This is a genomic window from Nocardia vermiculata NBRC 100427, assembly GCF_001613265.1.
Lineage (GTDB): Bacteria > Actinomycetota > Actinomycetes > Mycobacteriales > Mycobacteriaceae > Nocardia > Nocardia vermiculata.
Map to the genome: position 1 here is coordinate 40,228 of NZ_BDCA01000041.1, position 13,761 is coordinate 53,988.

Below are 13,761 nucleotides of genomic sequence, written 5' to 3' on the forward strand. Positions count from 1 at the left end.
GCCCATGACGGCAGAATTCACCGGCTGGCACGTCCTGGCCGAGTTCGGTGGTGTCGAGATTGCCCTCTGCGACGATCTCGACCGCCTCGAAGCAGCGCTCCGGCAGTCGTTGCTCGCCGCAGGGGTGACGATCTGCGACGTGGTGCGCAAGAAGTTCGATCCCTGTGGTGCGACGGTGCTGGCCCTGCTGGCGGAGTCACACGCCTCCATTCACACCTATCCGGAGTCCGGCGACATCTTCGTCGACGTGTTCACCTGCGGAAGTATCGGCGCCGGCGCCACCAAGGCGGTCGAATTGCTGCAGGAGGCGCTCGCTCCCGAGTCGGTACATCTCGAGGTCGTGCAGCGTGGGCACCAGGCCCGGCGGGTGCACGAGCCGGTCGGTGCGGGCCTCACCCGGGTGTGGGATCTGTCCGAGGTGCTGGTGGATGCACGAACCCCTTTCCAGCACATGGTGATCGCCCGGACCGAACAGGGAATCTCGCTGTTCTCAGACGACGACCGGCAATCCACCGAGTTCTCCCAGCTGACCTACCACGAGGCGATGCTCGTCCCGGCGTACGCGCTCGCGGCCCGGCTCGACAACGTCCTCGTCGTCGGCTCCGGCGAAGGGGTAGCCAGCCGGATGTCGGTGGCGGCGGGCGCGTCGCGGGTCGACCACGTCGACATCGACCGGATGGAAGTCGAGTTGTGCGCACAGCATCTGCCCTACGGGTACTCGCCCGCCGAACTGGATGCCGCGGTGCGGGGGGACGGCCCGATCCGCATGCACTACGCCGACGGCTGGGACTTCCTCGCCGAGGCCGAGGCGGCCGGGGTTCGCTACGACGTGATCGTGATCGATCTGCCCGACGAGCGGGTGGAGGCCGCCCAGCACAATCGCCTGTACGAGGAGGAGTTCCTCGCACGGTGCAAGGCGGTGCTGGCCGCGGGCGGCGTCCTGGCTGCGCAGGCCGGTTGCCCGACGATGTGGCGTAACGAAACCCTCGAGCGCGCCTGGCGGCGTTTCACCGATCTGTTCGCCACCGTGGTCCCCTACGGGAGCGACGAGCACGAGTGGACCTTCCTGTTCGGAGTCGCCGAGCGGATCGACGACCCGGTCGCGGTGATGAACGAGAAGCTGCCGGCATTGCCGTATCGACCGGAAACGCTCGACGAGCGCGCGCTGACGCGGGGGGCGATCGAGCCCTACGCGCTGCGCACGGTCGCCGCACGCGCCTGAGCCGCGGGTCACCCGCGCAGTCCGCCCGTCTCGGTTTCGGGCGCGACCGCCGATCGGGAGCCGCGCACATCGGCGCGGGCAGCACCGTAGGCAACGAAGCGGCCGCCGCGATGATCTCGCAGCGGCCGCTTCTCGCTGTCTACCCGGCAGCTCGACTCAGGCGCGTTCGGCCTGCCACTGGGTCGCACGCTCCACATAGCGTTCGAGGTGGTCGGCGACGAAGCCCTCGGGCAACCACTCGTTCCCCGTGACGGCGGCCGACCAGACGAAGGTCCGCACCGGTTCGGCCCTGCCGATCAACTCGATCGGCCGCAGATCGAATTCGGGATCCTCGAACGCCTCGATGGTCCGCCAGTCGGCCGCGGTGAGCCCGCTCAGCACGACTCCGCCCGCCATCCGGCCGGGCTCGGCGACCAATCCCGGATACAGGCGTTGCGGCAGGGCCGCGACCCGCCAGCCCCGCGCGACGGCGACATCCATCTCGGGGGTGCGCCCGAGCAGTACGTCGAGGACGGGACCGAACTGCAGAGTTCCGTAGGCGAACAGATCCGGGCCCGGATCGTCGGGGCGTGCCCGCCGCTGCGGAGCCGACTTCTTCGCCGCACTCATCGCAAGACCTCCCCGGCCCGCACCTCGGCGGCACCGGTCACCAATTGCCGATCAGTTGCTCGACCGTCCCACCTGCTACTCGCACACCCGTATCGCATCCCTCCACTGTGCCGAATCGATCGCGGGCACACGACACCGGGTAAACGTGTGCTCCGCCACGTGTGCGATACCGGCACCCTCGGGTGCCGCCGATTCGACCAGCCCTCGAGCACTGCAATGCCCTCAGAGGATCTCGCCGTGCCCCGCCGCCCGGACGCTGTTGCCGGTCACTCGGGCGAACAGGCCGGGATCGTGCGAGTTGACGATCGTGATCTCGTTGCCGTGCGCACGATTGAGTTCGACCAGCCGCTGCCGGTTCTCCAGATACACGCCCCGAACCGTCGAGCTCAGTTCGAACAGCCACCAGAAGGGCGGCGTCCTGGGCTTCTCCGGATCGATCTCGTCGGCCACGTGGAATGCGTCGCCGGCGTGCAGCAACCACCCGGCCCCGGTATCCACCGCGACCCCGACGTGGCCGCGGGTGTGCCCGGGCAACGGGACGACCACGATCTCCGGTGGCACCCCCGGCAGATCGCGCACCGTGCGGAAACCGAACCACTCCTCCGAGCCTTCGAGCTCGTTCACCATCCAGCGTGGTCCGTGCGCCCACTGGGGGGCGCGGTAACGCAGGCGCTCGGCGAGGGTCCGGCCGGCCGTCGCGGCGCGGAATTCCGGCCCGTGTACGTGCACGGTCGCGGCCGGGAAGTCGGAAAGCCCCGCCGCGTGATCGAGGTCCAGATGAGTGAGGATGATATGGCGCACATCGGCCGGGTCGTATCCCAGCTCCTGGATCTGGCGGATCGCGGTGTGGTGTTCGGCCGGCCGGATGCCGAGCAGAAACCGGCCGGGGCCCACGACTCGCCCCGGATCGCGTACGCTGTCGAGCCCGAAACCGGTATCCACCAGCACCAACCCGGTCCTGGTCTCGATGAGCAGGCAGTGGTCCACCATGCCCATGGCCATGGTGCCGCAGTTGAGGTGATGAATACGCACTCGCCGAGCGTTCCAGACGCTCACCGGCTGGTCAATCGGGGCGTCGAGCGGCGAAACTTCTTATATCGGACGCTGCTCTCGAATGATTTCCGCCAGTTGCTCGTAGTCCTGGATGCGCGCTGTCGATCCACGGAACACCAGGCCGATGGTCCGGCCGGGCGCGGGCGCCGCGAAGCGAGCGATATCCAGGGTGCCGCGGGAGGTTTCGGCGGCCACGGCCATCTCCGGGATCAGCGTGACTCCGAGTCCGCCGCCGACACACTGGACCACGGTGGTCAGCGAGGCCGCGCGAGTGTCACCGACCGGCCCCGGGCGCACATCCTGGGAGCGGCACAGATCCAGCGTCTGATCGCGCAGGCAGTGCCCCTCGTCCAGGAGCAGCAGCGGCAGCTCGTCGAGCGCCGGTGGGGTGAGGTCGGCGCGCCCCGCCAAGTCGTGGCCGCGTGGGGTCACCAGGACGAACTCCTCGCTGTAGAGCGGAATCTCGATCATCGTGGCGGCATCGGAGGGCAGCGCCAGCATCGCGACATCGAGTACCCCGTCACGCAGACCGTCCAGCAGCCGCGCGGTCTGGTCCTCGATGACGTGCGGCACCAGCGCGGGGAGACGGCGCCGCAACTCGGGCAGCAATGTCGGTAGCACATAGGGGGCGACGGTCGGGATGATCCCCATCCGCAGGATGCCGCCCAGCCCGTCACCGGCCGCGGTGGCGACGAAACGATCCGCGGCCTCGAGCGTGGCCATAGCCTGGGACAGCAGCCTTTTACCCGCGGCCGTGACGAGCACCCGACGCGTGCTGCGCTCGATCAACTGCAACCCGAGCCCGTTTTCCAGTGATGCCAACGCCTGCGATAGTGTGGGTTGACTCACATTCAGATGCGCTGCCGCAGTACCGAAATGGCGATATTCGGCGACTGCCACGAACGCACGCAGCTGTGACAGGGTCGGCTGATAAGTCTGATCAGTCACGCCTATCAGTCTAATGCAACTGATCGCCTTTACCTTTTGCTGGGTTTTCGGCAAGATCGAGTGCGAACACTTCGACCGCCTCGCCCACCCGGCGCGGCGCGTCACCCCATGTCCCAATACGACAAAGGAGACACAATGGCTCTGCTGACCATCGGCGACCAGTTCCCCGCCTACAACCTCACCGCGGTCATCGGCGGCGATCTGTCGAAGGTGAACGCGCAGCAGCCCGACGACTACTTCACCCAGGTCTCGAGCGACGACTACGCCGGCAAGTGGCGCATCGTCTTCTTCTGGCCCAAGGACTTCACCTTCGTGTGCCCGACCGAGATCGCAGCCTTCGGCAAGCTGAACGACGAGTTCGCCGATCGCGACGCCCAGGTGCTGGGCGCCTCGGTCGACAACGAGTTCGTGCACTTCCAGTGGCGCGCGCAGCACGAGGATCTCAAGACCCTCCCCTTCCCGATGCTGAGCGACCTGAAGCGCGAGCTCGTCACCGCTGCCGGCGTGCTCAACGCCGACGGCGTGGCCGACCGCGCGACCTTCATCGTCGACCCGAACAACGAGGTCCAGTTCGTTTCGGTCACCGCCGGTTCGGTCGGCCGCAACGTCGACGAGGTGCTGCGCGTCCTCGACGCGCTGCAGTCCGACGAGCTGTGCGCCTGCAACTGGAAGAAGGGCGACCCGACGCTCGACGCCGGCGAGTTGCTCTCCGCCAGCGTCTGATCACCGGAAAGGATTGTCCCGCCATGTCTGTCGAGAACCTGAAGAATTCGCTTCCCGAGTACGCGAAGGACCTCAAGCTCAATCTGTCGTCCATCGCGCGCTCGACCGTGCTGAACGAACAGCAGCTGTGGGGCACCCTGCTCGCCGCGGCTGCGGCCACGCGATCGGCCACCACGCTGCGTGAGATCGGTGAGGAAGCCGCCGACACGCTGTCCGCAGAGGCGTACAACGCCGCTCTGGGGGCCGCCTCGATCATGGGTATGAACAACGTGTTCTACCGTGGCAGGGCATTCCTCGACGGTCGCTACGACGATCTGCGCGCCGGTCTGCGGATGCAGATCATCGGCAACCCGGGCGTCGACAAGGCCGATTTCGAGCTGTGGTCGTTCGCGGTGTCGTCGATCAACGGTTGCCAGCACTGCCTCGAGGCGCACGAGCACACCCTGCGTGAAGCCGGTGTATCGCGCGAGGTCATCTTCGAGTCGCTGCGCGTGGCCGCGATCGTGGCCGGTGTCGGCCAGGCCGTACAGGCCAGCGAGACCCTGGCAGCTGCGGCGGTCTGACCGGCCGTACAACACTCGGCCGCGAGCACTGCGATACGCGTGCACGCATGCCGAGATCGATTCCGCGATGCCCCGTTCCGTGATCCGGAGCGGGGCATCGTCGTATCCGCCGAAGCTCACCGCGCGATCGATTGCTGCGAGTACGCTGACTCAGCATGAGTGGAGTGGGCGACGACGGCACATCGGTCGAGGTGGTCCGAGTTTTCACCGACGCCGCGGGACGTTTCGGCAACCCGCTGGGTATCGTGCGCGCGGACGAGGTGCACGGCATCGATGCGCAGGCGCTGGCCACCCGGGTCGGCCTCAGCGAGACGGTCGTGGTGCATCACCCGGAGGCTCGGCATGCGCGCATACACATCTACACCCCGGCCCGCGAGCTCGACTTCGCCGGGCATCCGACGGTCGGCACCGCCTGGTGGCTGGCGTCCCAGCGCCATCCGGTGAAGATCCTCGAGGTACCGGCCGGTCCGGTCGAGGTACAGATGATCGACGACGGGCTGGTGTGGATCCGCGCCCGCGCGGAGTGGGCGCCGGAGTTCACCTTCGACCAGTTCTTCGACAGCACACTGCTGCCCACGGTCGATCCCCGGCACTTCACCGAGGGACAGCACTACATTTGGACCTGGACCGACGAGAGCCGGGGGCTGGTGCGCGCGCGAATGTTCGCCCCCGCCCTGGGGATTGCCGAGGACGAGGCCACCGGTGCGGCCGCGATCGCGCTCACGGCACAGTTGCGGCGCAGCCTGATCATCACGCAGGGAGCCGGATCGCAGCTGTACACCGAATGGGACTCCGACGGGTGGGTTCGACTCGGCGGGCATGTGGTTGCCGACCGGCCGATACGCGCCTGAATCAGCCTGATCGCCACGGGATCCGCAGGCTGACTACCCCGCGACGGCGGCGATCAGCATGTAGGCAGTCCCCAGATCCATCACCACGTGCGGAACCGGTCCCAGTGCGTCCGGTGGCCCCGGCGGATGCGACAACCCGTGCCGGAGTATACGTCTCGTGCGCGGGACCACGAGTCCGATCGCATCGAGGACGAACAGCGCCGCCAGGATCGCGACGAGCACCGCAGGCGCGTGCTGCACCGGTTCCGCGCCGTGCCGGTGACCCGACATCACCCACAGCATCGCGCCGGCCGCCACCAGGTGATAGATCAGCGCCGGTGCGCGCACACCGCTCCCCGGCCCGGTGCGAGGTTCTCGCGACGTCGCCAGAACCGGGCGCCAGGCCGGGATTCGCGTCACCAGCAGGCCCGCGTACACCACCACCATCGCGATGAGTACACCACGCAGCGCACCGGGTGCGGCAGCCGTGGGAAATACCAGCATCGCGATCATGACCAGGCACATCATGAGATGTGCGGCATCGCTTTCCCGGTCGGCAGCCGTCGCATCGCATGTTCCGTCATCGCACGTTCCGTCACCGACGGGCGCACGCACGTGCCGCGCCAGGACGATCACCGCAGCCACCCCGAATGCGACGGCCACCGTCCAGCGCAGCACCGGATACTCGGTGATCAACGACCCCACACCGCACCACCCTTCACACTGTCGTCGTGGTCGAGCGCAGCCGCCGGGGCGAACCCACCCAGGCCACCGCAACCGCCATCAACGCGAAGAACACCGCCAGGATCACCACCCCGAGCAGTAGCGACACATAGCCCTGCCCCCTGGGATCGAGGAACGGGTAGGGGTACCAGTCGACGAACGCGCCACGCACCAGGCTGTAGCCGCAGAAGACGACCGGATAGATCAGCCAGCCGCCGATCAGCCGCGCCGAAATCCGCAGCCCGGCCGGTATCAGCACCCAGTCCACGACCAGCACGACGGGCATGACCCGGTGCAACGTGTCGTTCACCCATCTGTCGTCGAGCGACACATCAGCGCCGGCCAGCAACAACGCGTAGACCACTCCGGTGATCAGCAGATACAGCGTCACTGCGCCACGCACGAGCTGCCAGCGCGGTGAGACCGGATCCAGCAGCCCGCCGATCAGCAGCACCACGACACCCAGCAGGTTGGATTCCACGGTGAAGTAGCTGAAGAAGGTCTCCGGCACGAAGGTGCCCGCACTCACGTCGTGGACCGGAACCCACACCAGCGCGACGGCGCCGAACAGGCCGAAGGCGATGCGCGCGATCCTGATCCACATCGGCGTCCCGGCGCGGGCGATCATCTCACGATCGTCGCATATCAGACCCGGCCCGGCGCGGGTTCGACATATCGCACCGCAGCCGCGGCGCGCTGCTTCGCTACCCTGGTCGATGCAATGACCTCGACTGCCGCCACCCGCGAGCTGCGCGCTCGCCTTCCCGAACTGTCCCTGCGCGACGAGCACCGGCTCCGTCGTCGGCTGGACCGGGCACGCGGCGACGAGGAGATAGCGCGGCTGGACCGCGACATCACGGCGGCACGCGCGCGTATGGACGTCCGGCGCGCCGCGGTACCCGAGATTCGCTACCCCGAACAGCTGCCGGTATCGGCCCATCGCGACGATATCGCCGCCGCGATCGCTGCCCATCAGGTCGTGGTGATCGCGGGTGAAACCGGCTCCGGCAAAACCACCCAGATCCCCAAGATCTGTCTGGAACTGGGCCGGGGCCTGCGCGGCACCATCGGCCACACGCAGCCGCGGCGGCTGGCGGCCCGGACCGTCGCCGAACGCATCGCCGCCGAACTCGGCACCGAATTGGGCGACGTGGTCGGCTACACCGTGCGCTTCACCGACCAGGCCTCCGACCGGACCCTGGTCAAATTGATGACCGACGGCATCCTGCTGGCCGAAATCCAGCGGGATCGGCTGCTGCGGCGCTACGACACGATCATCATCGACGAGGCACACGAACGCAGCCTCAACATCGACTTCCTGCTGGGATATCTGCGCTCACTGCTGCCCGAACGCCCGGACCTCAAGGTGATCATCACCTCGGCGACCATCGACCCGGAGCTGTTCGCGCACCATTTCGCCGATCCGGTGTCGGGCGAACCGGCCCCGATCGTCGAGGTGTCGGGCCGTTCGTATCCGGTGGAGATCCGCTACCGTCCGCTCGCACCCGAGTTGCCGGAGACTCCCGACTCGGCCGACTTCTCGGATGCCGCGGCCACCGGAGACGACCTCGACGAACAACGGCCGCCCAAGGGGCGCCGTACCTCCGCGCGCGGCGCGGACACCGAACCCGACCAGACCGATGCCATCGGCGATGCCGTGCGCGAACTGCTCGCCGAGGGCGACGGCGATGTGCTGGTCTTCCTGTCCGGCGAGCGTGAGATCCGCGATACCGCCGATGCACTGCGGGACCTGAAACTGCCACGCACCGAGATCGTTCCGCTCTATGCGCGACTGTCGGCGGCCGAACAGCACAAGGTGTTCCAGCCACACACCGGCCGCCGTGTAGTGCTGTCCACCAACGTCGCCGAGACCTCACTCACGGTTCCCGGCATCCGTTACGTGGTGGATCCGGGAACTGCCCGCATCTCGCGCTACTCGATGCGCACCAAGGTGCAGCGCCTGCCGATCGAGGCGATCTCGCAGGCCTCCGCGCGGCAGCGATCCGGACGCTGCGGCCGCGTCGCCGACGGCATCTGTATCCGTCTGTATTCCGAGCAGGACTTCCAGTCCCGGCCCGCCTTCACCGAACCGGAAATCCTGCGGACGAACCTGGCGGCGGTCATCCTGCAGATGACGGCGCTGGGGCTCGGCGACATCGAGAGCTTTCCGTTCGTGGAGGCTCCCGACCGGCGCGCGATCCGCGACGGTATCGCCCTGCTGCTCGAGTTGGGTGCGCTCGGCCGGCGCGAGGACACCGCTGCCGACACCGCCGACGCCCCCCGCCCGCGCCGCCGCCGTGGTGGGCGGCGCGGTAAGCCGCAGCAGCCGCAGGCTCGGGTTCGTGCCGAGGAGAACGGGGAAGACCTCACGCTGACCCCGGTCGGCCGGCAGATGGCCCAGTTACCGGTGGATCCGCGGATGGCACGCATGCTCGTCGCCGGCGAGGCCAACGGATGTCTGGCCGAAGTCCTGGTCATCGTTGCCGCATTGTCGATCCAGGATGTGCGCGAACGCCCCGCCGAGTTCCAGCAGGCGGCCGACACCGCCCACGCCCGGTTCACCGTCGAGGGCTCGGATTTCCTGGCCTATCTGCGGCTGTGGGACTACCTCCGCGGACAACGCAAGACCTTGTCGTCGAGCCGGTTCCGCCGGATGTGCCGCACCGAATTCCTGCACTACCTGCGCATCCGTGAGTGGCAGGACCTGCAGGGACAACTGCGCACCATCACCCGCGGGCTGGGCTGGACGGCGGCCGAATCGATCGCACCGCAGGCGGATCAGGATTCGTTGCCCTGGGACGGTGACGGCATCCATCGCGCACTGCTGGCCGGAATGTTGTCCCATATCGGACTGCGCGAGGCCGAATCCCGCGAGTTCCTCGGTGCGCGCAACGCGAAATTCATGATCTTCCCGGGGTCCTCGCTCGCCAAGAAACCGCCCCGCTGGGTGATGGCTGCCGAACTGGTAGAAACCTCACGGCTGTGGGGACGGATGGCCGCCCGGATCGAACCGGAATGGGCCGAACGCCTCGCCGGAGATCTGGTGAAGCGCAACTACTCCGAACCGCACTGGTCCTCCCGGCGCGGAGCGGCGATGGCCTACGAGCGGGTGACGTTGTACGGCATCCCGCTGGTCACCCAGCGGCGCGTCGACTTCGGTCGCATCGACGCGTACCTGTCACGCGAACTGTTCATCCGGCACGCACTGGTAGAAGGTGAGTGGCAGACCAAACATCGTTTCTTCCACCGCAACCGGGAACTACTCGACGACGTCGCGGATCTGGAACACCGGGCCCGCCGGCGCGACATCCTGGTCGACGATCAGGTGCTGTTCGATTTCTACGACGAGCGCATCCCCGCCGACGTGGTGTCGGTGCGGCATTTCGACAGCTGGTGGCGCAAGGCCGAGCGCGATCGGCCCGACATGCTGGATTTCTCCACCGCAACCGTGGTCAATGCCCAGGCGGCCCAGCTGGACCCGGCGTCCTATCCGGACAGCTGGCGGCAGGGCGAGCTGAGTTTTCCGCTCACCTATCAGTTCGAGCCGGGTCAGGCCGACGACGGCGTCACCGTGCACATTCCGGTCGCCCAACTCGCCCACGTACGCGCCGTAGGCTTCGATTGGCTGGTCCCCGGAATGCGCGAGGAGCTGGCGGCCGCGCTGATCAAGACCTTGCCGAAACAGCTGCGCCGCAGCGTCGTTCCGGCGCCCGATTTCGCCAGGGCGGCCCTGGCCCGGCTCACACCGCGCGCCGAACCGTTGCGCACCGGCCTGGCCAGAGAGCTCAGCGCCCTGGCCTCGGTATCGATCGCTCCCGCCGACCTGGATCCGGCAGCGCTGTCCGACCATCTGCGGATAACCTTCTCGGTCACCGGTCCCGACGGCGCGGTACTCGGCCGCGGCAAGAGCCTGGCATCGTTGAAGAACGAACTGTCCCAGCAGGTCTCCCATTCGGTGGCGAAGGCAACCGGTGGCGCCGAGCGCGCAGCGGCGACCGTGTGGACCGCGCAGACGCTGGGCACGCTGCCCGACACCATCCGCCGGGAAGTCGGCGGGCAGACGATCACCGGCTATCCGGCACTGGTGCGTGAGGGCGACGGTGTCGCGGTGCGGGTTCTCACCTCGCCCGCGCAACAACGTGCGGCTATGCGTACCGGAACGCGGGCGCTGTTGCTGCGCGAACTGCCGACGTCGCTGCGCACCGTCACCGCGGGCCTGTCCGCCACCGATCGGCTTGCCCTGAGCCAGAATCCGGACGGATCACTGGAAGCACTGGTCGAAGACTGCCGTACCTGTGCTGCCGGCGAACTGATGGCCGCACACGGCGGACCGGTACGCGGCCCGGAAGAATTCGCGGCGTTGCGGGACCGGATCCGGCCCCAGTTCCCGGGGGCAGTCGCTCGCGTGCTGGCACTGGTGGTGCCGATTCTCGCGGCGGCACATCGGGTTCGCGCAGCGCTGGTCGACACCTCCGACCGGGAGATCACCGCGGATGTGCGCGATCAGCTCGACGAACTGGTATTCGCCGGATTCGTCAGCGAATTCGGCAGTGCCAGGCTGCGGGATATTCCCCGCTATCTGGACGGTGCCGAAGTGCGACTGCGCGCATTGCCCTCCTCCACCGACCGGGACCGTCACGGGATGGCCGAACTCGACCGCGTACACGCCGCCTATGCCCGGCTGCTCGAACGGCTTCCCGAAGGCCGCAAGACCGCTCGCGACGTGACCGAGATCTGGTGGATGATCGAGGAGCTGCGAGTCAGCCTTTTCGCTCAGCAGTTGGGCACGCCGTACCCGGTCTCCGCGAAACGCGTCATCAAGGCGATCGGTGCGATCGGCACCGCTCCCCCACGCGCGCGCACGCGCTGACCGGGCAGCAGCCCCCCGATCAGTCCGCGCCCGCGGCGACCGCCCGCTCGGCGCGATGCCGGCGCAGCTCCTCGATCTCACGTTCGAAATCGTCAGCGGAGCTGAAAGACCGATACACCGAGGCGAACCGGAGATAGGCGACCTCGTCCAGATCGCGAAGCGGCCCCAGGATGGCAAGACCGACCTCGTGACTGGGAACTTCCGGTGAACCGGTGGCCCGCACTGCGTCCTCGACCTGCTGGGCCAGCAGGTTCAGCGCATCGTCGTCGACCTCACGGCCTTGACAGGCTCGGCGCACACCGCGAATGACCTTTTCACGGCTGAACGGTTCGGTGACACCACTGCGTTTGACCACGGACAAGATCGCGGTCTCGACCGTCGTGAAACGGCGCCCGCACTGCGGGCACGCGCGACGGCGCCTGATCGCGCTACCTTCCTCGGCCTCACGCGAGTCGACCACCCGCGAATCCGGGTGCCGACAGTACGGGCAATGCATCCGGGATCCCTTTGTCGATGCCTGCGTCGGTCCGCAACCAACGGCCGGCCCGACCGGTTCTGCCGGCGGAGCCGCTCGTCACGTATGTCCTGAGCGTCTTTCAGGATACCCGGAACGCGATCTCATACCGTCAGCTGCCACTGACTCGTGAGGTCCGCCAGCAGATCGGGCAGTCGGGTCAGCAACCGCCCGGCGGCCAACTGGTCGGTGAAGGGCACCGACAACACCTGCTGCGCGAAGGAGGGATCGGCCCGCATCCGCTCGTAGCACGGCACCAGGTCGCCGGTGATGTAGTTCCAGCGCGGACCCCGATCGGCCCAGTTGAAGTCGGGTAGCGGGACGCGCAGCGACACCGTGCGGCCGTCCACGACCGCGGAGACTGTTGTCGGTGCGAACACTCCTGGTGCCCGCACACCCGGCACGGCCGGCTTGGCGGCCAGGGTGCTGGTATAGGTGAGGACTCGGCCCATCACGCCGCGCCCCTGTGCGGTCGCATCCCATTGATCGGCGATGATCTGATTCTGTTCGCGGTCGGTCATCCGCAGTAATGCATCGTTGTATCCGGGCACCGTCCCCGTCGCCAGCGACCGCCAGGCCTGTACGGCGTTATCGTCGAGGACACCCGCGGCGTACATCTCCTCGATCGCGGGCAGGCCCTCGGCGGCATACGCCTCGTGCATGGGCACCTGGTCGAGGAAAATATGCTTCTGCATGATCATCAGCCGCGTCTGGTACCAGGCCAGGTCGGCAGCGGTCAGCTGTGGACCCGCCATGGCCAGCACACGGATATCCGACGGCAGCGCCGCGACCAAGGGCGCGGGTGTCACGCGCAGTAGATCCGCGACCGCGCGGCCGAGCTCGTGGATGCCGGGCACACTCAGGATTCCCGCGACATCGCTCATATCGAAGAAGCCGGACGCGAACGAGCCTCCGGCCAGACCCGCGAGCCCGGTCCAGTAGTACTCCGGATGAGTGTTCGCCAAGCGCAGGTAATTGACGTACACCTGAGTGAAGGTCCGGGAGTTGGCGGCAACGCCACGGCTCGGATCCCAGCCGAGCAGATCGATATCGGCATTCTGCGCCCCCACCACCAGCCAGTACTGATGAAGTAGGGCTGCATATCTCTTCGGCGCGACACCGTCTGCCCGAGCACCGTCGAGGGCGGCGCGCAATGCCGGGATATCCAGTGGCAGTTGCGGGTCGAGACCACCTGCACGCTCCCCCGCACCGTTCGTCACCGGAAGATCGAGGTAGGAGTAATAGCTCGGCTCGGCGCGAACCGCAGGGGCCGAGACGAATGCGAGCATGAAACACGTGAGCAGTCCCACCGTTCCGGCGAGCAGCCTCGACGGCATGGAACACAGGGCGGGCACCACCATGGGCTGATCCTCGACATTCGTTGTCGGTGAATGTATTCCCGATCACATCCCGAGCACAGTAGCAATTACTGTGCGGCCGGCACCAGCACAATGCGCCCGGCGGCCACTCGGTCTCCATGCAGGCCGTTCAATTCCATGATCCGAGCAACGGTGTCGCGCACCGGATCTCCGGGCGCCACCCGCTGGGCGAGTTCGGGCAGCGATTCACCCGGTGCGACCTGCACCGTTCGAGTAGAGGGCGCAGCAGCGGCATCGCGCAGCTGCGCGACCCCGAGCAGCCCGGTCACCGCCGCGGCGGTGAGCAGAGCCGTCGTCGCGAGCGTCGCCAATCCGATCCGCGCCCGC

The 13,761-nt window shown here is 67.6% G+C and carries 13 protein-coding genes; 5 read left to right on the plus strand and 8 right to left on the minus strand.

The features are described 5' to 3' along the window. Window positions 1–4 precede the first annotated feature (4 nt). The gene (speD, locus tag NV2_RS28340) at window positions 5–1,222 is read left to right on the plus strand and encodes an adenosylmethionine decarboxylase (RefSeq protein ID WP_067881205.1); all 1,218 of its coding nucleotides are present in this window, start codon (window positions 5–7) and stop codon (window positions 1,220–1,222) included. Window positions 1,223–1,378: 156 nt separating this feature from the next. On the opposite strand, the gene NV2_RS28345 is transcribed toward speD, so the two are convergent. The 3 genes from NV2_RS28345 to NV2_RS28355 all read right to left on the minus strand — a co-directional run bounded on the left by NV2_RS28345 (window position 1,379) and on the right by NV2_RS28355 (window position 3,832). Beyond that, window positions 1,379–1,831 (minus strand): gamma-glutamylcyclotransferase family protein, encoded by a 453-nt coding sequence (locus tag NV2_RS28345; protein WP_067881207.1) that lies wholly within the window; start codon window positions 1,829–1,831, stop codon window positions 1,379–1,381. A gap of 222 nt (window positions 1,832–2,053) precedes the next feature. Continuing rightward, on the minus strand, window positions 2,054–2,863 hold the full coding sequence (locus NV2_RS28350; RefSeq protein WP_067881210.1) for an MBL fold metallo-hydrolase: 810 nt from the start codon (window positions 2,861–2,863) through the stop codon (window positions 2,054–2,056). A gap of 60 nt (window positions 2,864–2,923) precedes the next feature. Next, window positions 2,924–3,832 carry a hydrogen peroxide-inducible genes activator gene (locus NV2_RS28355; protein WP_067881213.1) on the minus strand — a complete coding sequence of 303 codons (909 nt, stop codon included), beginning with the start codon at window positions 3,830–3,832 and terminating at the stop codon, window positions 2,924–2,926. Window positions 3,833–3,967: 135 nt separating this feature from the next. Between NV2_RS28355 and NV2_RS28360 the strand changes: the two genes are divergently transcribed. From NV2_RS28360 to NV2_RS28370, 3 genes are all read left to right on the plus strand, one after another. Continuing rightward, window positions 3,968–4,555 (plus strand): peroxiredoxin, encoded by a 588-nt coding sequence (locus NV2_RS28360; RefSeq protein ID WP_067881264.1) that lies wholly within the window; start codon window positions 3,968–3,970, stop codon window positions 4,553–4,555. A 23-nt stretch (window positions 4,556–4,578) separates the two neighbouring features. Then, window positions 4,579–5,118 (plus strand): alkylhydroperoxidase, AhpD family, encoded by a 540-nt coding sequence (gene ahpD / locus NV2_RS28365; protein WP_067881216.1) that lies wholly within the window; start codon window positions 4,579–4,581, stop codon window positions 5,116–5,118. Window positions 5,119–5,273: 155 nt separating this feature from the next. Then, window positions 5,274–5,969, plus strand: a complete 696-nt coding sequence (locus tag NV2_RS28370; RefSeq protein WP_067881219.1) for a PhzF family phenazine biosynthesis protein — start codon at window positions 5,274–5,276, stop codon at window positions 5,967–5,969. 33 nt (window positions 5,970–6,002) lie between these two features. Here NV2_RS28370 and NV2_RS28375 read toward each other — a convergent pair whose 3' ends face one another. Together NV2_RS28375 and NV2_RS28380 are read right to left on the minus strand one after the other, a co-directional pair. After that, the gene (locus NV2_RS28375) at window positions 6,003–6,653 is read right to left on the minus strand and encodes a DUF5134 domain-containing protein (RefSeq protein ID WP_067881222.1); all 651 of its coding nucleotides are present in this window, start codon (window positions 6,651–6,653) and stop codon (window positions 6,003–6,005) included. Between the two features lie 13 nt (window positions 6,654–6,666). Continuing rightward, window positions 6,667–7,299, minus strand: coding sequence for a Pr6Pr family membrane protein (locus NV2_RS28380; RefSeq protein ID WP_067881225.1), 633 nt, complete (start codon window positions 7,297–7,299; stop codon window positions 6,667–6,669). A 93-nt stretch (window positions 7,300–7,392) separates the two neighbouring features. Between NV2_RS28380 and hrpA the strand changes: the two genes are divergently transcribed. After that, window positions 7,393–11,541 (plus strand): ATP-dependent RNA helicase HrpA, encoded by a 4,149-nt coding sequence (gene hrpA, locus NV2_RS28385; RefSeq protein ID WP_067881227.1) that lies wholly within the window; start codon window positions 7,393–7,395, stop codon window positions 11,539–11,541. 19 nt (window positions 11,542–11,560) lie between these two features. Here the strand turns inward: hrpA and nrdR are convergent, their stop codons facing one another. The 3 genes from nrdR to NV2_RS31825 all read right to left on the minus strand — a co-directional run. Then, window positions 11,561–12,037, minus strand: a complete 477-nt coding sequence (gene nrdR, locus NV2_RS28390) for a transcriptional regulator NrdR (RefSeq protein WP_067881230.1) — start codon at window positions 12,035–12,037, stop codon at window positions 11,561–11,563. Between the two features lie 122 nt (window positions 12,038–12,159). Next, window positions 12,160–13,416, minus strand: a complete 1,257-nt coding sequence (locus NV2_RS28395) for a hypothetical protein (RefSeq protein WP_245662816.1) — start codon at window positions 13,414–13,416, stop codon at window positions 12,160–12,162. A gap of 65 nt (window positions 13,417–13,481) precedes the next feature. Further along, window positions 13,482–13,761: LysM peptidoglycan-binding domain-containing protein (locus NV2_RS31825; RefSeq protein WP_169811556.1), on the minus strand; the 280-nt coding region annotated here is incomplete at its 5' end.